The 20754-nt window shown below is 72.3% G+C and carries 18 protein-coding genes; 7 read left to right on the plus strand and 11 right to left on the minus strand.

Going from position 1 to position 20754, the window contains the following annotated elements:
- Nucleotides 1-125: 125 nt before the first annotated feature.
- The 3 genes from AB0B98_RS14350 to AB0B98_RS14360 form a co-directional block, all read right to left on the minus strand.
- Nucleotides 126-1154 carry a 6-phosphofructokinase gene (locus AB0B98_RS14350; protein WP_091408060.1) on the minus strand — a complete coding sequence of 343 codons (1029 nt, stop codon included), beginning with the start codon at nucleotides 1152-1154 and terminating at the stop codon, nucleotides 126-128.
- A gap of 162 nt (nucleotides 1155-1316) precedes the next feature.
- Nucleotides 1317-1820: a pyridoxamine 5'-phosphate oxidase family protein gene (locus tag AB0B98_RS14355; RefSeq protein ID WP_238667416.1), complete on the minus strand. Its 504-nt coding sequence runs from the start codon at nucleotides 1818-1820 to the stop codon at nucleotides 1317-1319.
- A gap of 78 nt (nucleotides 1821-1898) precedes the next feature.
- Nucleotides 1899-2396: a polyadenylate-specific 3'-exoribonuclease AS gene (locus AB0B98_RS14360; protein WP_357363024.1), complete on the minus strand. Its 498-nt coding sequence runs from the start codon at nucleotides 2394-2396 to the stop codon at nucleotides 1899-1901.
- A gap of 270 nt (nucleotides 2397-2666) precedes the next feature.
- Between AB0B98_RS14360 and AB0B98_RS14365 the strand changes: the two genes are divergently transcribed.
- Nucleotides 2667-3359, plus strand: a complete 693-nt coding sequence (locus AB0B98_RS14365) for a Crp/Fnr family transcriptional regulator (RefSeq protein WP_091407574.1) — start codon at nucleotides 2667-2669, stop codon at nucleotides 3357-3359.
- 186 nt (nucleotides 3360-3545) lie between these two features.
- Here AB0B98_RS14365 and AB0B98_RS14370 read toward each other — a convergent pair whose 3' ends face one another.
- Nucleotides 3546-3803 carry a hypothetical protein gene (locus tag AB0B98_RS14370; protein WP_084597913.1) on the minus strand — a complete coding sequence of 86 codons (258 nt, stop codon included), beginning with the start codon at nucleotides 3801-3803 and terminating at the stop codon, nucleotides 3546-3548.
- 137 nt (nucleotides 3804-3940) lie between these two features.
- Here AB0B98_RS14370 and AB0B98_RS14375 point away from each other — a divergent pair, with 137 nt between their 5' ends.
- A complete protein-coding gene (locus AB0B98_RS14375; protein ID WP_357363026.1) occupies nucleotides 3941-7432 on the plus strand; it encodes an adenylate/guanylate cyclase domain-containing protein in 3492 nt (1163 codons plus the stop codon).
- Between the two features lie 28 nt (nucleotides 7433-7460).
- On the opposite strand, the gene AB0B98_RS14380 is transcribed toward AB0B98_RS14375, so the two are convergent.
- On the minus strand, nucleotides 7461-8153 hold the full coding sequence (locus tag AB0B98_RS14380; RefSeq protein WP_238667417.1) for a lysophospholipid acyltransferase family protein: 693 nt from the start codon (nucleotides 8151-8153) through the stop codon (nucleotides 7461-7463).
- 326 nt (nucleotides 8154-8479) lie between these two features.
- Here AB0B98_RS14380 and AB0B98_RS14385 point away from each other — a divergent pair, with 326 nt between their 5' ends.
- Together AB0B98_RS14385 and AB0B98_RS14390 are read left to right on the plus strand one after the other, a co-directional pair.
- Nucleotides 8480-9331, plus strand: coding sequence for a DUF308 domain-containing protein (locus tag AB0B98_RS14385; RefSeq protein WP_238667418.1), 852 nt, complete (start codon nucleotides 8480-8482; stop codon nucleotides 9329-9331).
- Between the two features lie 159 nt (nucleotides 9332-9490).
- On the plus strand, nucleotides 9491-10987 hold the full coding sequence (locus AB0B98_RS14390) for a trehalose-6-phosphate synthase (RefSeq protein WP_357363028.1): 1497 nt from the start codon (nucleotides 9491-9493) through the stop codon (nucleotides 10985-10987).
- A 19-nt stretch (nucleotides 10988-11006) separates the two neighbouring features.
- Here the strand turns inward: AB0B98_RS14390 and AB0B98_RS14395 are convergent, their stop codons facing one another.
- The 6 genes from AB0B98_RS14395 to AB0B98_RS14420 all read right to left on the minus strand — a co-directional run bounded on the left by AB0B98_RS14395 (nucleotide 11007) and on the right by AB0B98_RS14420 (nucleotide 16321).
- On the minus strand, nucleotides 11007-11801 hold the full coding sequence (locus AB0B98_RS14395; RefSeq protein ID WP_357363030.1) for an alpha/beta fold hydrolase: 795 nt from the start codon (nucleotides 11799-11801) through the stop codon (nucleotides 11007-11009).
- 76 nt (nucleotides 11802-11877) lie between these two features.
- Entirely contained in the window at nucleotides 11878-13284 is a 1407-nt protein-coding gene (locus AB0B98_RS14400) for an NAD(P)-binding domain-containing protein (RefSeq protein ID WP_357362935.1), read from the minus strand.
- Between the two features lie 117 nt (nucleotides 13285-13401).
- Nucleotides 13402-14109, minus strand: a complete 708-nt coding sequence (locus AB0B98_RS14405; protein WP_357363032.1) for an endonuclease/exonuclease/phosphatase family protein — start codon at nucleotides 14107-14109, stop codon at nucleotides 13402-13404.
- A complete protein-coding gene (locus AB0B98_RS14410) occupies nucleotides 14106-15053 on the minus strand; it encodes an ROK family glucokinase (RefSeq protein ID WP_091407561.1) in 948 nt (315 codons plus the stop codon). The genes AB0B98_RS14405 and AB0B98_RS14410 overlap by 4 nt, the downstream gene beginning before the upstream one ends.
- Before the next feature lie 76 nt (nucleotides 15054-15129).
- Entirely contained in the window at nucleotides 15130-15834 is a 705-nt protein-coding gene (locus AB0B98_RS14415) for a hypothetical protein (protein ID WP_357362937.1), read from the minus strand.
- 31 nt (nucleotides 15835-15865) lie between these two features.
- Nucleotides 15866-16321, minus strand: a complete 456-nt coding sequence (locus AB0B98_RS14420) for an SRPBCC family protein (protein WP_357362939.1) — start codon at nucleotides 16319-16321, stop codon at nucleotides 15866-15868.
- Nucleotides 16322-16440: 119 nt separating this feature from the next.
- On the opposite strand from AB0B98_RS14420, the gene AB0B98_RS14425 reads away from it, so the two are divergent.
- Genes AB0B98_RS14425 through AB0B98_RS14435 form a run of 3 tightly spaced genes read left to right on the plus strand, consistent with a single transcriptional unit; the run spans nucleotide 16441 to nucleotide 20637 of the window.
- On the plus strand, nucleotides 16441-18255 hold the full coding sequence (locus AB0B98_RS14425; protein ID WP_357362940.1) for a long-chain fatty acid--CoA ligase: 1815 nt from the start codon (nucleotides 16441-16443) through the stop codon (nucleotides 18253-18255).
- Nucleotides 18256-18269: 14 nt separating this feature from the next.
- Nucleotides 18270-19961, plus strand: coding sequence for a GAF domain-containing sensor histidine kinase (locus AB0B98_RS14430; protein WP_357362941.1), 1692 nt, complete (start codon nucleotides 18270-18272; stop codon nucleotides 19959-19961).
- Nucleotides 19962-19968: 7 nt separating this feature from the next.
- Nucleotides 19969-20637: a response regulator transcription factor gene (locus tag AB0B98_RS14435; RefSeq protein ID WP_030337723.1), complete on the plus strand. Its 669-nt coding sequence runs from the start codon at nucleotides 19969-19971 to the stop codon at nucleotides 20635-20637.
- Nucleotides 20638-20754 lie beyond the last annotated feature (117 nt).

Here is a 20754-nt window from a genome sequence, read left to right on the forward strand (position 1 = left end):
CCCGTCTTCGGCCCGCGGCCCCCCCCCGCGCCGGGGCCCCCGCGGGCTCACTGGCCGGCCGCCCCCCCCGGGCTGGGGGGGGCGGCGGGGGGCCCCCGCAGGCCCGCCGCGCCGCCGACGATCGATCAGCTGCCGAAGAAGACCTCGGCCTCGGCGTACCGCTCCAGCGGCACGGTCTTCAGCTCGCGGGTGGCCTCGGCGAGGGGCACCCGGACGATGTCGGTGCTCTGCATCGCGACCATCTTGCCCCAGTCGCCGTCGTTGACAGCGTCGATGGCCTGCAGGCCCAGGCGGGTGGCGAGCACCCGGTCGAAGGCGGTCGGGGTGCCACCGCGCTGGATGTGGCCCAGCACCACGGTGCGGGCCTCCTTGCCGGTCTTGGCCTCCAGCTGCTCGGCGAGCCACTGGCCGATGCCGCCGAGGCGGACGTGGCCGAACGAGTCGAGCTCCTGGTTGGCGAGCACCATCTGGCCGTCGAGCGGCTGGGCGCCCTCGGCGACCACGACGATCGGGGCGTACTGGTGCTGGAAGCGCTTCTCGACGTAGCCGGCCACCTGGTCGACGTCGAACTGACGCTCGGGCAGCAGGATCACGTTCGCGCCGCCGGCCAGACCGGCGTGCAGGGCGATCCAGCCGGCGTGCCGGCCCATCACCTCGACGACCAGGGTGCGGTGGTGGCTCTCCGCGGTGGTGTGCAGGCGGTCGATGGCCTCCATCGCGATGTTGACAGCGGTGTCGAAGCCGAAGGTGTAGTCGGTGGCACCGAGGTCGTTGTCGATCGTCTTCGGCACGCCGACGACGTGCACGCCCAGCTCGTAGAGCTTGGTGGCCACGCCGAGGGTGTCCTCGCCGCCGATCGCGATCAGCGCGTCCACGCCCTGGGCGGCGAGGTTGTCCTTGATCCGCTCGACGCCGTTCTCGATCTTGAACGGGTTGGTCCGGGACGAGCCGAGGATGGTGCCGCCGCGGGGCAGGATGCCGCGAACGTCGGCGATGTCCAGCGGGCGGGACAGACCCTCGAGCGGGCCCTTCCAGCCGTCCCGGAAGCCCACGAACTCGTGACCGTAAGTGGCGACGCCCTTGCGGACCACCGCCCGGATGACCGCGTTGAGACCGGGGCAGTCGCCGCCGCCGGTGAGCACGCCGATACGCATGATCCGCTCATCCTCCTGGAGCATCAGGTAAAGCCCGATATGCCCCAGGGTATGTGTCAGGTCAGACCATCGGCGCCGTTGCCGGCCCGGGGCGGGCCGTCACTGCGAACTGTAGTCGGCCCGCCAGTACGACGACAGCGCGCCCCGGGCACCCACCCCCGGTCAGTAGGTCACCTCGTGGTTCTCGCCGGCCTTCGGTGGCCGGCCGGTGACCGCGGCCCTCGCGTAGTCGAGCAGGTTCACCACAGTGCTGTTCGGCGAGTCCCAGTACTCGGCGGAGCTGGCGTGCACCTTGATCAGCGTGAGACCGGAGGTGTCCAGCCCGTCGGGGAACCACGCCTTGAGCAGTGGGTTCCACAGCCGCTCGGCCCGGGCCCGGTCGAACCCCTCGGTGGCGGTGCCGGAGATCGACACCCAGGCGTTGTGCCTCTGGTCGGAGAAGGCGACGTTGACCTCCGGGTTCACCCGGATCTGGCGGACCTTGGCCGAGTCGGCGTAGGCGAAGAACCACAGCTCGCCGTCGAACTCGGCCTCCTGGAGCCCCATCGGTCGACTCACCTGCCGCCCGTCCAGGGCGGTGGTGGTGAGCATGCAGATCCGCGCGGCCCGGGCCAGGCCGGTGACCCGGGCGCGTGCCTCCGCAGCACTGCTCGGCTGGTCGCTCATGGCAATCTCCCTCGGCTCGGCTGGTCGAACCGTTGCCCGGGACAGAACCGGTCAAACCTACGGCGGCGCGGCCACCACTCAACGGGCTGTCATCGCCCGCCAGCGGGCCAGATTGTGCCGGGCGTCGACCAGAGCGTCGTGCCGGGCGGCGTCCGCGTCCGGCAGGGGCGGCCGACCCCGGTCGTCCCAGAGCTGCCGCAGTTCCTTGGTGTAGCGGGGAATCTCCCGGGGCAGCGCCGGCATCGCGCCCCAGAGCTGGGCGAGCACCACGTGGTCGTACGCGGCGAACCACGCCCACAGCTCCAACTGCTCCCCCGGCCGGTCCCGGATCGGCTCCATCAGGAAGTCGTACAGGTCGTCGCGGATGCGCTCACGCGAGCGCCAGGCCCGGTCCGCCGGGGAGGGCAGCTTGTCCAGCACGTTGCGTCGAACCCAGGGCACGGCACGGGAGTGGTCGAACTCGGTGGAGACCGCGTAGAACTCGCGGCCGTACTCGTCGACGACACCGATCGAGACGAGGTCGACTGTCGTGCCGTCCTCGATGAACTCGCAGTCGTAGAAGTAGCGGTAGACCATTCCGGGCATCCTCGCCCACCGCCGGGCAGCCGCGTCCGGCGGGGCCCGCCCGGAGGCCGACCGGGTCACGGCGACACCTCGTGAACGGCGCGTCGCAGCTCGTGACGGTCACGGAAGTGCTTCGAGGGGTGTACAGCAAGCGACCGGACCGTCATGATCTGATGTGTACCGCTACCGGACGCCGAATCGGTGTCAGTTCACCTTGTCGGGGCCCATCAGGTTCGCCCGGTGAGCGAGTTTGTGGTCCATGACCGGGGGAGGGGTTGGGCCGTGGAGGTTCGCCTGCCGGAGCCGGGTGACGCGCTCACGGGTGTCGAGATGTTCGCCGGGCTGGAGCCCGAGGTGCGGCAGCGCGTCATCGCTGCCGCCGTTCCGCGCACCTACCGCAAGGGCCAACTGCTCTTCGTGGAGAACGACCCCGGCGAGTCCCTGATCGTGCTGCGCCGCGGCGCGGTGGCGGTCTTCCGCACCGCACCCACCGGCGAGCGGGCAGTGCTGTCGGTTATCCGTCCACCGGACGTGCTCGGTGAGGTCTCCCTGCTCGACGCGTCCACCCGGTCCGCCTCGGCGGAGGCCATCGAGGACTGCGCGGCGCTCGCGCTGTCGCGGGGCGCGTTCATGGAGCTGGTGCACTCCAACCCCCGCATCCTGGACGCGGTGATGCGCTCACTGGGCGGGCTGATCCGCCGGCTCACCGAGCAGAACGCCGACCACGTCTTCCTCGACCTGCCTGGTCGGGTGGCGAAGACGCTGGTGCGGCTGGCCGGCGAGAGCCAGGCACCGATGATCACGATCGAGCTCAACCAGAGCCAACTGGCCGAGATGGCCGGTGGTTCCCGACAGAGCGTCAACCAGGCGATCGGCTCGTTCGCCAGCCGTGGCTGGCTGCGTACCGAGGGCCGCCGGATCGTGGTGACCGACGTGGCAGCGCTGCGCCGCCGCGCCGGCATGGCCGACCGCTGACCGACCGGCCCGCGCCGGCCGTCCCGACGACCCGGTCTCCGGTGTGGACGCCCGTCATCCGTTGCCGGCCAGCCCACCCGCGCGCACTGTTGATGCCGGCCGCCGCTGGCAACCGGCATCAACGAACGGGCTGGACAGACAGGTGCGGCCGGTGGACCGATGGCCCGCCGACCGCACCCGGGAAAATCAGTTCTCCGTGCTGTCGGCCGGCGGCGCACCCGGCCCCGGCCCGATCTTCTTCGGATCGGTCGGCTTACCGGCCGTGGACGTGCTCGACGAGGTGGTCGTGGTCTCCCCCGACCCGCCCGACTGACCCTCAGGCTCTTCCACCATGCCCTGCTCCTCCAGTTCGGCGAGAGTGACCGCATCGACGTCGATCGTGTCCCCCGGCGCCCACAGCGTGCCACCCGGATCGGTCCACGAGGCGGACAGTCGTACCTGCACGGCACTCTCCCTGACATGAAACTTCCTGGTACGGAACACTAACCCCGACCGATCGATGCCGTTGCCCGTCCGCACGTCGGGTACCCGACTGGGCCGATCGGCCGTGATACTGACCTCTTTCGCCCACGGAGCTGAACATCGACCTCAAGTGTGGACACTGCGCACGCGCGGCCGGGCCGGACGACCGCTTCTGCGGCGGGTGTGGCCAGCCGCTCGGGGTCAACTGTGCGCACTGCGGGCATGCCAACAGCACCGAGGTCAATTTCTGCACCAGCTGCGGTCAACCGCTGCGGGACCACGCCGTCGCGGTGCAGGAGGACCGGCGTCAGGTCAGCGTGCTCTTCGTCGACATAGTGGACTTCACCAGCTACGCGGAGCGGGCCGACCCGGAGCAGGCCCGCGGTCTGCAACAGACCTACTTCGCCACCGTCCGCCGGATCGTGCACCAGTACGGCGGGGTGGTCGAGAAGTACATCGGCGACGCGGCGATGGCGCTGTTCGGCGCGCCGGTGGCCACCGACAACGACGCTCTGCGGTGCGTCCGCGCCGGCCTGGAGCTGCAACGGAGCCTGGCCCGCCAGCCCGCCGGTCCGCAGCCGCCGCTGAGCTTCCGGGTCGGCATCGCGACCGGCGAGGCCCTGGTCGACCTCTCCGCCACCCGCGACGGTGGGCAGGCCTTCGTGACCGGAGACGTCGTCAACACCGCTTCCCGCCTACAGGGGTTCGCCCCGCCGGGCGGTGTCGTCGTCGACGAGAGCACCTGGTCGGCAACCCGACACGAGATGGAGTACGCCGACCAACCACCGGTCACCCTGCGGGGCCGGTCCGCGGTGAGCCGGATCTGGCTGGCCGTCCAGGTGCGACCGCACCGGGACCCGCGCGGCGCCGAACTGACCCCGATGGTGGACCGGGAGCACGAGCGCGGCCTGCTGGTCAACGCGCTGCACCGGATGGTGACCGAGCGGACCTCCCAGTTGGTGACGGTGTTCGGCCCGGCCGGTGTGGGCAAGAGCCGGCTGTTGCGCGAACTGGCCCGGCACGCCGGCAGCCTGCCCGGCCCTCCGATCACCTGGCTCGTCGGGCAGTGCCCGCCGTTCGGCGAGAACGTCACCTGGGCCGCCCTGTCCGACATCGTGAAGACCTGGGTGGGCGTGCCGGAGGTCGACGACCCGGTTGCGCTGCGCGAGCGGCTGCGGTCCCGGCTGGGGCAGCTCGCCGACCCGCACGCGACCCGGCTGGCCGAGGCGCTCGGACCGCTGATCGGCGTACCCGGTGAACGGCTCACCCCCGGCGAGACCGAGGCCTCCTGGCGGCGGTTCCTGCTCGCCCTGGCGACCACCGGCCCGACCGTGCTGGTCTTCGAGGACATGCACTGGGCCGACCAGGCGATGCTCGCCTTCGTCGAGCAGTTGGGCGCGTCGGCGCGCGGCGTACCGCTGCTGGTCGTCGCCACCGCCCGGCCGGAGCTGCGGGAACGACACCCGGCCTGGACCGGCACGATCAGTGGCGCGATGTCCATCTCGGTGCCGCCGATGCACGACACCGACATCGACACGCTCTACTCGCTGCTCCTCGGGCAGGCGACGCTGCCCTCCACCTCGCGTACCCCGTTGATCGAGTTCGCCGACGGCAACCCGCTCTACGCTCAGGAGTACGCCCGGATGCTGCTGGACGGCGGCCTGCTCGACGCTGTCGGTTCGGCCACCCGACCCGACCTCGACGGTGGCGCGGAGATGCCCCGCACCGTGCAGGCGGTCATCGCCAACCGGCTCGACCTGCTGGACCCGGCCGACCGGGCGGTGCTCCAGGCCGCCGCCGTGGTCGGCGTGGTGTTCTGGGCCGCGCCGGTGGCGATGGCGTTGGGACGGCCGGTGGAGTGGGTGGAGCGTGCGCTGGACCGCCTGCAACGTCGCGACCTGGTGTACGAGCAGAGCACGTCGACGATGCCCGGCCAGCCCGAGTACCGGTTCCGGCACATCCTGGTGCGTGACGTCTGCTACCAGCGGCTGCCCAGGGCCGAACGGGTGCTGCGCCACCAACGCACCGCCGACTGGATGGCACAGCTCACCGACGGCCGGCAGTACGACCTGGCCGAGGTGCTGGCCAACCATCGTTGGGCGGCACACGAGATCGCCCGGACCGTCGGGTTGGACACCGCCCCCTACGCCCCGTCGGCGCGGGCCGCGTTGCACCGGGCGGCCCGCCGCGCGTACGAGCTGCACGCGCTGGACACCGCCGCCGCGCTGGTGGGCCGGGCGCTGGCCCTGGACGTCGGGCCGGACCCGGCGCTGGAGCTGTTCGACGCCGAGCTGGCGTTCTACCGGGACGGGGACGCCTTCCTGGTGGCGGGGGGCACCGACACCCTGACCCGGCTGGCCGGGCGGCTCACCACGAGCGGCGACCGGACGGGGGCGGCGCGTGCCTGGACGCTGCTCGCCACCGCCGCCTGGAGTCGGGCCGACCGCTCGACGACGCTGCACTGCCTGGACCAGGCGATCGGCATCTACGGCGACCTACCGGACAGTCAGGAGAAGGCGGGCGCCCTGCTGGAGCTGGCCCGGGTGCACATGCTCAACGCGGAGACCGAGCCGGCGTGCACCGCGGCGCGGGCGGCGGCGTCCCTGGCCGAGCGGCTCCAGCTGCGCGAGGTCCAGGCCAACGCGCGGATCACCCTGGCCGTGGCGCGCTACCTGGCCGGCTCCGCCGAGGCGTTCCCGGAGCTGGCGGAGGTGACCGAGCACTGCCGGGTGGAGCGGCTGACCAGTCGACGCCGGGCGGTGCAGAACCTGGCCTGGGCGTTGCAGGAGGAGGGTGACCTGGCCGGCTCGGCCCGGTTGGTCGACGAGCAGCTCACCCTCGACCTGGGCGGTGAGCACAGCCTCGCCACCAGCTTCGCCGACCAGTGGGCGCGGTCGTACTACGCGGGTGACTGGACAGCGGCGCTGGCGATGGCGGCGGAGTCGACCCGACGGCCGACCGCGGAGTGGGATCTGCACATCGTGGCGGTCTCGGGTTGGATGCGCGGGCTGGCCGGAGCCGAGCTGGTCGGCCCCGACGGGCCCGACGAAACTGCGGGGTCGGACGCAACGGGTGGGGATCTGGTCGAGCAGGCGCTGGTCGCGGCTCGGCGCACCGGATTCCACCGGGTGCTGCGCTCCACCCTGGCGCACGCCGCCCTCTGTCGGGCGGTGCAGGGCCGCCGCGCCGAGGCGATGGCGTTGCTCACCGAGTTGGACGAGGACTGGCAACGGACCCGGATGATTCCGTTCGCGGAGTGGGTGCCGGCCGTCGGGCACGTCGCCGGGGTGCTCGGCGCGGACGCGGCCCGGCTGGTCCGGAAGCTGCTCGACCGGGCGCCCCGGATGACCCCGTGGGCTCACGCGGCCGGTCAGGTCGCCGACGCCACGTTGGCCCGGCAGGCCGGGGACGCCTCGACAGCGGCGAACCTGTTGCGTTCGGCGGCGGCGAGCTACGCCCTGATGACCGACGTGACCGACGAGGTCATCACGCTGGCGCTGGCCGTCGGCCCGCTGGCCGAGACCGACCCACAGGCCGCCGCGGCGACCCGCGCCCGCCTGCACGACTTCGCCACCCACCACCACGCCCCCGCGCTGCTCCACCTGCCCTGAGCGCCGAGCGGGCCGGCACGGCGACGACTCAGGCGGCCAGCGGCGTCGGGACGGGCTGCTTGAGCTTCTGGGCGTAGACGTCGACGTACTCCCGACCGGAGAGCTCCATCAACTCGTACATGATCTCGTCGGTGACAGCGCGCTCGACGAACCGGTCGCCGGCCAGCCCGGCGTAACGGGAGAAGTCCAGCGGCGCCCCGAAGCGGATCCTCACCCGGTCGATCCTGGGGATGAGCTTGCCCGGCGGCTGGATCTCGTCGGCGTTGAGCATCGCCACCGGCACCACCACCGCGCCGCTCTCCAGGGCGAGCCGGGCCACCCCGGTCTTGCCCCGGTAGAGCCGCCCGTCCGGGGAGCGGGTGCCCTCGGGGTAGATGCCGGCCACTCCCCCGGCCCGCAGCACCTGCAACTGGGTGTCCAGGGCGGCGCGGGCGGCCCGACCACCGGAGCGGTCCACCGGAATCGTGCCGGTGCCGACGAAGAACATCCTGGTCAGCCAGCCCTTGATTCCCTTGCCGGTGAAGTACTCGGCCTTGGCGACGAAGGTGACCTTCCGGGCGGTGATCAACGGCGTGAAGATCGAGTCGGAGAAGGAGAGGTGGTTGCTCGCGAGGATCACCGGCCCGGTCGCCGGCACGTTGCGCAGGCCCTCCACCTGCGGGCGGAAGATCAGCTTGAGCAGCGGACCGAGGATGACGTACTTCAGCAGCCAGTAGAGCACCGGCGTCCTTTCCCGTGGTGTGCCCGCGACAGCGCCAGCCGTCGTCGCCGCCGAGCCTACGAAGCGAGCGCTCTCACCACAACGGACGACGTCCGGAGGGCTGAGGCATCGACCCTTCCCGCGATCACCGAGATCGCACTTGTCGCGCAAGAACGGACAAAGGAGCCCCGCCGCGACCTGCGGGAGCAGCCGTGACTTTGGAAGACGCGACACAACGCACTCCCGGAACCATGCCCTGACGTGTCACGATTCAGAGCACGGCGTGCGGACTGGCGCCGAAGGGCAGCGGTGGCCGCGCCGGAAGGCGCGTTAAGGGGGATGTCCGGGTGTCAGCGGGTGGGGCCCGCCGGGGACGGCGGGACAACGGGCTCGACGCGAACGAGTACGCCGTCGTCGGCGATGTCGATCCGCGCGTCGGTGAGCACCTGCTCGACGTGCTGGCCGCCGGTGGGATCGCCGCCTACCTCCAGCCCTCCGCCGACCTCAACCCGGTCACCCGCACCACCACGGTGCCGGCCCGGCCGGTCGACAGGCTCTACGTCGACCGCTCGCACCTGACCACCGCACGGGACTACCTCACCCAGCTCGCCGACGAGACCGCTCCGGAGCAGCCACCGGCTCGCGACGAACCGGACATCGACGCCGAGTGGGCGCGGATCGTGGCGGGTTTCCACACCACCTCCACGCCCGGTGACCACCCGTGGCCGGCCTCGGAGGACGTGGACGAACGGGACAGCCGGGACGAGCCGACCTCCGGGCCGCTGGCCCGCTCCGGCACCGACGAACCCGGTCCGACCGCCACCGACGTTCGCCGGCTGCCGTCCGCGACGGACATCTCCGGGATTTCCGTTGGGCGCGGCACCCGACCGGACGAGCCGTCGCTGCTGGACGGGCTGGACACCTTCGGCGCCGACCTGCCCGACGACGAGGACGACGAGGGCTACCACCCGCCGCCACCGCCGCCGCTGCCGCGGGTCAGCAAGTACGCGGTGATCGGCGTGCTCGGGGTGGTCGTCGGGTTCGTGCTGTTCCTCTTCCCGTGGCTGCTCCCGATCGACCGCTCTGCGGTCACGCTGTTCGGCTTCACCGGCATCCTGGCCGGTTTCGTCACGCTGATCTGGCGGCTGCGTCCCGGCGACGAGGAAGACGACGACCCGGACAACGGCGCCGTCGTCTGACGGTCGGCCCGCATCCCGGGACAGCAGCGCCCCGCCGGGTGCGTAACAGTGGTGTAACTTACTGTCAGTAGGAATACCGCTGTACGTCACTTCCCCCGCTGACTGACCGGTTTTTCCTTGCTCGCGGCGGTCAGTCCTCTGCTGATCGGAATGCCCGAGATGCGACAGAGTTCTCTCGTGGTGGTGGCCAACCGCCTCCCCATCGACGACAACCAGGCCCCGGACGGGGCCTGCGAGTGGCGGCGCAGCCCGGGCGGGTTGGTCAGCGCGCTGCACCCGCTCCTGCGGCACACCCCGGCGACCTGGGTCGGCTGGGCCGGTGGCACCGGGCCGGCCCCCGCCCTGCCGGACGTCGACGGCGTGCGGATGCACACCGTCGCGCTCAGCCCGGAAGACCTGCGCGACCACTACGAGGGGTTCGCCAACGCCACCCTCTGGCCGCTCTACCACGACTCCGTGGAACAGCCGCAGCACCACCGTCGGTGGTGGGAGGCGTACCAGCGGGTCAACCAGCGCTTCGCCGAGGCGACAGCGGAGGTGGCCGAGCCGGGCGCCGTGGTCTGGGTGCAGGACTACCACCTGCAACTGGTCCCCGGTCTGCTGCGCGCGCTCCGCCCGGACCTGCGCATCGGGTTCTTCCTGCACGTGCCGTTCCCGCCACCGGAGCTGTTCATGCAACTGCCCCGCCGGGCCGAACTGCTGCGCGGCATGCTCGGCGCCGACCTGGTCGGCTTCCAGCGGGTGCAGGCGGCGCACAACTTCGCCCAGTTGGTGACCCGGGTGCTGGAGCTGCCGGCCACCGACCGGCGGATCGGCATCGACGACCGGGTCGTCCGCATCGGCGCGTTCCCGGTCTCCATCGACACCGCCGAGATGGCAGCTCTCGCCGACCGCCCGGACGTGGCCGCCCGGGCCCACCGGCTCCGTCAGGACCTCGGCGATCCCCGGCAGGTGGTCCTCAGCGTGGACCGGATGGACTACACAAAGGGCATCGAGCAGCGCCTCAAGGCGTACAGCGAGTTGCTCGCCAGCGGTGACGTCAAGGTCCGCGACACGGTGCTGGTGCAGGTCGCCATGCCGAGCCGGGAACGTGTCGGCCAGTACCAGATCCTGCGCGAGCGCATCGAACGCGAGGTCGGCCGGATCAACGGCGAGTTCGGCCGGGTCGGTGAGCCCGCGATCCACTACCTCACCCAGCCCTTCGACCGGGCCGAGCTGGCCGCGCTCTACCGGGTCGCCGACGTGATGGCGGTGACCCCGTTGCGCGACGGAATGAACCTGGTCGCCAAGGAGTACGTGGCCGCGCGGGTCGACGACACCGGCGCACTGCTGCTCAGCGAGTTCGCCGGCACCGCCGCCGAACTGTCCCAGGCGTACCTGGTCAACCCGCACGACCTGGAAGGGCTCAAGCAGGGCCTGCGCGCGGCGCTGCGGGCCGACCCGGCCGACACCACCCAGCGGATGCGGGCCATGCGCGCCCACCTGCACCAACACGACATCCGGGCCTGGGCCCGCTCCTACCTGCGTGCCCTGGACGAGGGCGGCGGTCTGATCAGTCGCCTGGCCGGCACCGACACCGGCTCCGACGGCACGGCTCGGGTGCCCCGGCCGGCCACCCCGGCCGGCAGCCCGGCCGTCCACCCGGCCGGCGGCTGAGCTCCCACGGCCTGGCCTCTCAGCGCGTCACCGGCTCCTTCTCCAGCCAGTCCAGGATCGCGTCGATCGGCTCCGCCCACCGCGCGTCCAGCATCAGGTCGTGGCCCATTCCGGGAAAGAGCAGCGGGGCCGACCCGTACCGACGGGCCACCCGGGTCAATGTCGACGCCGGCACCACCCGGTCGTCCGGGCTGCCCAGCACCAACACCGGGGGCGAGCCCACGGCCGGCTCGGCCTCCGGCTCGCCCAGCAGCGCCCACTGGGCCCGCCGACCCGCCCGACCGAGGCGTCCGACATACCGCCGGGCCTCCTCGTCGGGCAACTCGCGGCTGAACAGCTGCCCCCGGTTGAGCCGCAACGGCCCGCCGAACACCGCCGGCAACGTGCCCGCCGGGTTGCGGCGCAACGCCGCGCCCAGCACCCCCCAGCCGCCGAAGACCGGAGCCACCAGCACCGCGCCCCGCGCCGGGTAGCGGGCCAACGCGTGTGCCACCACCAGGGCCCCGGCGCCGTGCCCCACCAGCACCGCCTGCCGCGGCAGGCTCGCGGCCACCTGGACCACGTCGTGGGCGTACGCCCGCAGCGTCGCCTCCGGCGCCGGCTCACTGCCACCGTGCCCGCGCAGGCTCACCGCGTACGCCGGGAACCCGCGCGACGCCACGTGACCCAACCAGTGCTCGGCGAACGCCCACGCGCCGTGCCCGAACCCGGGGACGAACAGCAGCGGCGGCCGCCCCTCCTCCAGCTCGGGGACCGCGCTGAGCACCTCCCGCCGGGCCGGCCGTACCGGCCGGGACCACTCCCGGCCCCGCATGATCCGCAGCTCGCTCGCGCTCACGGTGCCAACCTTTCGTTCGCGACTGCGGTGCTCGCGAGCTCACTCCTCGCGCTCACTTGCCCTCCAGCTCGACCAGTGCGCGTTGGATGGCGCGCAGGTAGTCGGCGTGCCCGACCTCGAACCAGTGCCGGCTGCTGTCCTTGACCGGCCCGGAGTACCGCTCCCCCGCCCGCTCCCGCACCCGAGACGCGAACGCGGTGGCCCGTTCCGGCCGGTCCCGGCGGGCCTGGAGCAGCCTGGCGAAGAGCACCGTCTGCCAGTGCGACAGGGTGAACAACCCGGAGTCCGGTTGCAGCAGGCCGGCGACTGCCAGGGTCGGATGCCCCGGGGTGAACGCGTTGAGCCACAGCGTGGGCCGGCCCGTGCCCGCGCTGTCGGAGAACACCGACGCGTCGAGGAACTCGAAGCGCGGCAGGTAACCGGTGGCGAAGACGACCACCTCGGGGTCGATCTCGCGGCCGTCGGCCAACTCCACCGCGTACGGGTGGAACCGGGCGACGTCCGGCACCGGGCCGATCCCGCCGTGGCCCACGTAGTAGACGAGCTGACTGTTCGCGATCGGGTGCGTCTCGTACACCCGGTGGTCGGGCTTGGGCAGGCCGAAGCGGGTCAGGTCGCCGACGGTCAGCCGCAGCGTCCAGTGGTAGAGCCACTGCCGCACCCGCAGCGGCACCCGCAGCGCCAACAGGCTGTCGTTCACCTGGTCGGCGGGGCGACCGAGCACGTACTTCGGCGCGTACCAGTAGCCCCGCCGGGTGGAGTGCCAGCAGCGCGACGCCTGCTGGGCGGCCTCCACGGCGATGTCGCAGCCGGTGTTGCCGGCACCGACCACCAGCACCCGCTTGCCGCGCAGCTGCGCCGGGTCCTTGTAGGACGAGGCGTGCATGATCTCGCCGCGGAACTCCTCCAGGCCCTCGTAGCGGGGCAGCTTCGGCGACCAGTTGTGGCCGTTGGCGATCACCACGGCGGCGTACCGGGCGGTGCGCTCGGGGCCGTACCCGCCGGTGGAGCGGGTGGTCACGTCCCACCGGTCTCCGTCGACGGGCTGGACCCGGATCACCTCGGTGCCGAACCAGATGTGCGAACGCAGGTCGAAGTGGTCGGCGTACCGCTCGAAGTAGGACAGCAGCTGACCGTGGTGCGGGTAGTCCGGCCAGGAGTCCGGCATCGGAAAGTCGGGGAACTGGGTGAACGGCTTCGACGAGATCAGGTGGGTGCTGGCGTACACCGGGCTGCGGTCGTGCCGCCAGTTCCAGGCGCCGCCGACGCCCGTCTCCCGCTCGTAGCAGTCCACGCCGAACCCGTGCTCACGCAGGTTCTTGATGGCCGTCAGGCCGCTGGCCCCGGCCCCGATGACGCAGACCGTGTCGCCCCGGTCGGAGACCGGGCGGCCGTCGCTGTTCGCCGCGGGCGAGGTCGCCTCCGGGTCGGGCCGGCCGTGGTCGGTGGAGGTGGACACCGGGGACATCTCCTTTTGGTACGGCAGGCGTGCCGGTCGCCGCGAAATCCTCTCCACAACCGGGCCGGATGTCCAGTCCTGCGCCGGACGCGCCGACGGTCGAGCCGGGGCCTGGGGTCAGCCGGTGGTGGGTAGCAGCAGGTCGACCAGGACCGGGAAGTGGTCGCTGGCCCGGCGGGTCTGCGGGGTGTCCACCACGTCGTAGTCCACCACTGTGATCCGCGGGTCGACGAAGAGCGCGTCGATGCGTCGGCGCGGGTCGGCGCAGGAGTAGGTGAGCCGTTCGGCCCGGTCGGCCGCCACCGCCGCGTCGGTCAACCCGCGCGACACGGTGGCCCAGGCGGGCCCGTCCGGCCCCTCGTTGAGGTCCGCCCCGGCCAGCACCGGGCTGGTCGCCGTGTCCAGGCCACGCTTGAACTCGGTGGCCTGGGAGGGCCGCTCGGCCGGGTCGGTGGACAGGTGCGACCCGGCGAGTGTGAACCGGGCGTCACCGACCCGGCAGTCGGCGTACGCGGCGCCGCGCAGGTGCCGGCCGGGGGTCAGCGGAAAGCGCTGGCAGCGGGTGCCCAGCACCTGGACCCGCAGGCTGGTCAGGAGCAGGTTGCCCAGGGCGGGCAGCCCACCTGCGGCCACCACCAGACCGAACGACTCGGCCAACGTGGCGGACTTCTGTCGCCACCGGAACCGGCGCGGCCCCTCCTGCACGATCACCACGTCCGGCGTCGCGGCCCGGACCACCGCCGCCAGCGCGGCGGTGTCGTCGCGCTGGCTGTGGATGTTGTACGACACCACGCGCAGCGGCACGCCCATCCCGGACCGCCTCAGATCCGGCGGGCCAGGTCAGCGGCACCGATCACCCCGGCGCTGTTGCCCAGCTCCGCCGGGAGCACCTCGGCCACCGGCAGGCGACCGCGCTGGGCGAGCGCGTCGAGGTACGAGCGCCGGGTGGGGCCGAGCAGCAGGTCACCGGCGTCGATCACGCCTCCGCCGACCACCAGGGTCTGCGGGTCGAGGATCTGCGCCATGTCGGCGAGGCTGGTGCCCAGCCACCGGCCGATCTGGGCGAACGCCTCGGCGGAGACCGGGTCGCCGCCCTGCGCGGCGGCGGTCACCATCGGGCCGGTGATCGCCTCGGCCTCCCCGCCGGCCAGCTTCAGCAGTGCGGTGGCCCGGTTGGGCTCCTGCCGGGCGCCGGCGCGGGCGAACCGCACCAGGGCGCTGCCGCTGGCGTACTGCTCGATGCAGCCCAGCCGGCCGCAGCCGCACTGGTGCCCGTCCGGCACGGCCAGCATGTGGCCCAACTCGGCGGCGATGCCGTGCGCGCCGCGCATCAGGTCGCCACCGAGGACGATGCCGCCGCCCACACCGGTGCCGATGGTGAACATGATCATCGAGTCGTCGGCGTCGCGGGCCGCGCCGTAGCGGAACTCGGCCCACGCGGCGACGTTCCCGTCGTTCTCCACGATCACCGGCAGCCCGACGGCCTCGCTGACGTACTCGCGCAGCGGTTCGTCACGCCAGGCCAGGTTGGGGGCGAAGAGCACTGTCGAACGGCTGGCGTCGATCCAACCGGCCGCGCCGATGCCGACGGCCTCGATGGTCCGCCCGGCAGCCAGCTCGCCGACCAACTCGATGATGACGTCGCGGGTCTTCGCCACGTCATCGGCGGGAGTGTCCCGTCGGGTCTGCACGAGGACCGTGCCGGTGTCGTCCACGACACCGCCGGCCACCTTCGTGCCACCGACGTCGACTCCGATGGTCAGCGTCACCGCTACCGCCCCCCTCTGCTGTGCTGTCCGGCCCAGGTTCCGGCCCAGTGCCGGTCCGGGTCGGAAGGTCCCGCGCTCAGGCGCCGTCGCCCGATGCTTCCGCGTCGGCGTCATCGGGCACCCGCGAGGCGGGCACCACGGGACGGGTGGTCGGTGCCGGTACGGTCGCCGTCCCGGCCTCGTCGACGGGTGGTGCGGCGGCCGGGGCGAGTGGGTCCGCCGTCCGGGTGGCGACCGACCAGACATCCCGCTCCGGCGCCGGCTGAGAATCATGCCCGGTACGGGTGGCATCGCGCCACACGTGGTCGTCGACTGTCGCGGTGGGCGGGGCGCTCGGGGGTGGCTCGGGGAGCACGTCGTCGGTGCTCGCGGCGGGTGCCGGCGAGGGCGGGCCGGTCTGTTCGGCGGCCGGCTCGGCGGGGCTCGGCGCGGCCGGTTCCGGCGGGGAGAACGCGCGGAGCAGGCTGGCGACGCCCGCGGCGAGGTCTCCGGCGCCGGTAGCGAGCCGCTCGGCGAATTCCGGACTCGGGTCACGCAACGCGGCGATGCCCCGACAGACCGGGCAGACGCAGCATTCGGCCGAACCGGTGGCGAAAGCACCACCGGCGCCGGGGCGGGCGTCCGGCCCGGCGCTGTGACCGAGGACACCGGACAGCATCCCGCCCAACGAGCCGAGCGCGCCGCCCGCCGAGCCGGCGGAGGCCAGTCGCGCCCCCGCCAGCAGGGTGGCGACCAGCCGCTCCGCCTCTTCCCGGGCCGAACCCGGATCCGTTCCGCCCACCGTCGGCTCCTCTACCGTGCCACCGGACACGTCACTGCGCCGCACCGGTTGCTTCTACCCGGCGCTTGAGCTGCTTCAACGCGGTGTCCATGATCATCTTCTCGGCTTTGCGCCGAAACATCCCGAGCATGCCGACCGACAGGTCGACCTCCAGCGTGTAGGTCACCGTCGTGCTGCCGTCCTGGTTACCCACCAGGTCGTACGAACCACGCTGGGCCTTCTGCATCTTCGACGGGGCGACCAGGTGCCACTCGATCCGGGACAGGTCCTCGGCGTACTCGTAGGCGAGCACGTACTCGTCGGCCAACACACCGGCGTCGATGGTGAATCGCACCTGACTGGCGTAGCCGTCCTCGTACTCCTCGACGACCTCGGCGCGGCGCACCGCCTCGGTCCACTCCGGGTAGCGCGCGAAGTCGCAGATGACCGCCGTCACCCGATCCGGTGCGGCGCCGATGATGATCGACTGGGTGGAGGAGTCCGCCATGGGGGGAGGCTACCCGCCTCCTGGTTGTCTCACCCCGACCGCCCGCCGGGTAGGTTTCGACACATGCCGACGCCCACGGCGGCGGCCAGCCCGACCAGTGCGAGCACGAAGGAGTGCAGGTGCGCGAGTTCTCCGTCCCGCCGATCGTCACCGTTGGCGACGCGGCCAACCTCACCGATCCGGTCTGGGACAACGCCGAAGTCGCGCCCGACACCGTCCAGTTCGCCCGCCCCACTCCACGCACCGACGGCACCGTCACCGAATGGACCGAGGTGACCTGCCTCCAGTTCCGCGACGAGGTGGCCGCCGTGGCCCGCGGGCTGATCGCCGCCGGCATCGAGCCCGGCGTCCGGGTCGGGCTGATGAGCCGCACCCGCTACGAGTGGACGCTGCTGGACTACGCCATCTGGACCGTCGGCGCGGTGACCGTACCGATCTACGAGACGTCCAGCGCCGAGCAGGCCGCGTGGATCCTCGAGGACTCCAACGCGGTCGCCGTCGTGGTGGAGAGCGAGGCGCACGCCGCACTGGTCGCCGGTGTCCGGCACCGGCTGCCCGACCTGAGCCAGGTCTGGCAGATCGACAGCGGCGGCGTCGACGAGCTGGTCAGCACCGGCGCCGCGATCGAGCTGGCCGAGGTCGAGCAGCGGCGCAAGGCCGTCCGCGCCGACGACCTGGCCACGATCATCTACACCAGCGGCACCACCGGCCGACCCAAGGGCTGCGTACTCACCCACCGCAACATGTACGCCGACATCGCCAACGCGGTGCCGGTGCTGCCGAACCTGTTCAACGCCGGCGCGAGCACCCTGCTCTTCCTCCCGCTGGCGCACGCCTTCGCCCGACTCATCCAGATCGGCGTCGTGCAGGCGCGGGCCACCATGGCGCACTGCGCCGACACCAAGAACCTGGTCGCCGAGCTGCAGGCGTTCCGACCCACCTTCGTGCTCTCTGTACCCCGGGTCTTCGAGAAGGTCTACAACGCCGCCAAGCAGAAGGCCGAGGCGGACGGCAAGGGCGGCGTCTTCGCCCGCGCCGAGCAGGTCGCCATCGCGTACAGCGAGGCGCTGGAGACCCCGGGCGGACCTGGCCTGGCGCTGCGCGCCCAGCACGTGGTCTTCGACCGGCTGGTCTACCGCAAGCTGCGCGCCGCGCTCGGCGGCCGGTGCCGGGACGCGATCTCGGGCGGCGCGCCACTCGGCGCCCGGCTCGGCCACTTCTTCCGGGGCATCGGCGTGACGGTCCTGGAGGGCTACGGCCTCACCGAGACCTCGCCCGCCGCCGCAGCGAACCTGCCCAGCGGCACCCGGATGGGCAGCGTCGGCCGTCCGCTGCCCGGTGTGACGGTGCGGATCGAGGACGACGGCGAGATCCTGATCTCCGGTGCGCTGATCTTCCAGGGTTACTGGCGCAACGAGACAGCGACCGCCGAGACGATCAGCGCCGACGGCTGGTTCCGCACCGGTGACCTGGGCCAGCTCGACTCCGACGGCTACCTGAGCATCACCGGCCGCAAGAAGGAGCTGATCGTCACCGCCGGCGGCAAGAACGTCGCCCCGGCGGTACTGGAGGACCTGGTCCGGGCGCACCCGTTGATCAGCCAGTGTGTCGTGGTCGGCGACCGGAAGCCGTTCATCGCGGCGCTGGTCACCGTCGACGAGGAAGCGCTGCCGACCTGGCTGGAGAGCGCCGGGATGCCCCTCGACACCCCTGTCGAGCAGCTACGCGAGCACGAGAGCCTCCGCAAGGAGATCCAGGCCGCGATCGACGCCGCGAACCAGGCCGTGTCGAAGGCCGAGGCGATCAAGGTGTTCCGGGTCCTGCCCCGCGACTTCACCGAGTCGACCGGCGAGCTGACCCCGTCGCTCAAGGTCAAGCGCCAGGTTGTCCACAAGACGTACGCGGCGGAGATCGCCGATATCTACCGAGGCTGACTACCATCCGTCACGTGCCCGCATCCACAGCCACCGCCCCGCACCCGCATCCCCTCGCCGCGGCCGCCCGCGTGGTGATGCTGGCGCTGGTCGCCATCCTGACCCTGTTCGCCACCCGCGACGTCACCCAGCTGTGGTGGATCGCGCTGCTGGCGGTGGCCGGGCTGCCCTCACTGCTGGCACCGCAGCACCGGCTGGTCGGCCCGCTGAGCCGGGTGGCCGAGGTGCTGGTGCTGGGGCTGGCCGCGAGCCACGTCGCCGCTGTGGCGTCGATCGGTGGCACTGTTGACGGCCTGGGCGCCTCGGCGGTGCTGCCCTACCTGGCGGTTCCGGTGACAGTCACCGCGCTGCGCCGCCGCTTCCCGGAGGGCGCCGCGCTGCTCGTGGTCACCGCCGCCACCCTGCTGCTCAGCGGCGCGCTGACCCGGGTCGACGGTGGTCTCCAGCTCGGCCAGCTCGGTTACCTCGCGGTCTGCGCGCAGTGGCTGATCCTGGCGGCGCTGGGGCTCTATGCCGCCGGCACGCTGCACCGGGTGATGGCGGTCCGCGGTGAGGGCAAACCCCAGCCGTACGCCGAGGCGACCCGGCTGCTGACCCAACTGCGAACGGTGGCCCGGCAGCTGCCCGGGGCGACCCTGGACCCGGGCGGCATCTCCGAGCACCTGCTGGAGGAGCTGCGGACGGTGGCCCGCGCGGACCGGGGCGCGGTGCTGTCGGCCAGCGGCGGCGGTCGGCTCGTGGTGCTCGCCCAGGCCGGTGTCGACCGGGTGGACTGGGAGACGACGCTGGACGCCGACTCGGCGATCGCCGACGCCTGGGCCACCCAGCAGGCCACCACCGCCGCCCGGTCGCAGTCCCGCTCGCACCGCGGCGGCGACGTGTCCGCGCTGATCATTCCGCTGGTCGCCGGGGTGCGCACCGTGGGTCTGGTGGTGCTGGAGGCCGACGCCGCGCACGCGTACCCACCGCCGGTGGTGTCCCGGGTGACCGCGCTGACCCGCCCGGCCGCGCTGCGGCTGGAGGCGGCGCTGCTCTTCGACGAGGTGCGCTCACTGGCCACCAACGAGGAACGGCAGCGGCTGGCCCGGGAGATCCACGACGGGGTGGCCCAGGAGCTGGTGATGGTCGGCTACGGCATCGACAACGCCCTGGCCACCGTCTACGACGACGCCGACGAGACCGCCGAGGCCCTGCGTACGCTGCGCGGCGAGGTGACCCGGGTGATCCAGGAGCTGCGGCTGAGCCTCTTCGAGTTGCGCAGCGAGGTGGACCGGCAGGGTGGGTTGGCCGCGGCGATCGCCGAGTACGCGCGCACCGTGGGCGCGTCCGGCGGGCTGCGGGTGCACCTCTCGCTGGACGAGTCCACCGCCCGGTTGCCGGCCGCCACCGAAGCCGAGTTGCTGCGCATCGCGCAGGAGGCGGTGACCAACGCGCGCAAGCACGCCGGGGCGTCGAATTTGTGGGTCACGTGTGAGGTCGACCCCCCGTACGCGCAAATAGAAGTGTCGGATGACGGTCAGGGGATGGCTGACCAGCGCCCGGACGGGCGGTACGGTCTTGCGATCATGGCCGAGAGGGCGGAACGTATCCGGGGCCGGTTGGAGATCAGGCCGCGGCAACCCAGCGGCACGACCGTGGCGGTGGTTCTCGGCACCTCGGCCCGGCGCGATAACGTGCGCGGCAGCGCAGCACCAGAAGGGGAGTAACCCGAGGATGACCACAAGTCCGATACCGGCCACCCGTACCAAGGTCCTCCTTGTCGACGATCATGACCTGATTCGCAAGGGTTTGCGGCACGCCTTCGAGCGCGACCGCCAGTTCGAGGTCGTCGGTGAGGCGGCCACGGCGGCGGAGGGAGTACGCCAGGCCGGCGCCTTGCAGCCGGACGTGGTGATCATGGATCTGCGGCTGCCCGACGGCAGCGGCCTGGAGGCCACCCGCGCACTGCGCAAGTCCAGCGCGTCGATGGGCATCGTGGTGCTGACCATGTACGCCGGCGACGATCAGCTCTTCGGGGCTCTGGAGGCCGGCGCGAGCGCCTTCGTGCCGAAGACCGCCCCGGCCGACGAGGTGGTGGCCGCCGCACGGCACGCCGCCTCCTCCCCCAGCGCGTTCACCGCGGCCGACCTGGCCGAGGCGATGAAGCGCCGGCTCGCCCCGTCCGGCCCGCAGTTGTCTCCGCGGGAGGGGCAGGTGCTGCGGCTGCTCGCCGACGGGATGAGCGTGGCGGGCATCGCCAAGCAGCTGTTCGTCAGCGAGTCCACGGCGAAGACGCACATCTCGAAGCTCTACGAGAAGCTCGGCGCGGCCAACCGGGCTCAGGCCCTGATGACCGCGCTCCGGCTGGGCCTGCTCGAGGCACCGGACGCGCCGAAGTTCTGATCTGCCTCCCGCTCGTCGAGCGGGACGAAACGACCGACGGTCCGCGCCAGCTTCTCCCCGGCGCGGACCGTCGCGCATCGACCGACGTCGGCGAGCAACCTTCGGCGCGCTATGGTC

It is taken from the genome of Micromonospora sp. NPDC048947 (genome assembly GCF_040649495.1).
In the GTDB taxonomy this organism is placed as follows: Bacteria; Actinomycetota; Actinomycetes; order Mycobacteriales; family Micromonosporaceae; genus Micromonospora; species Micromonospora alfalfae.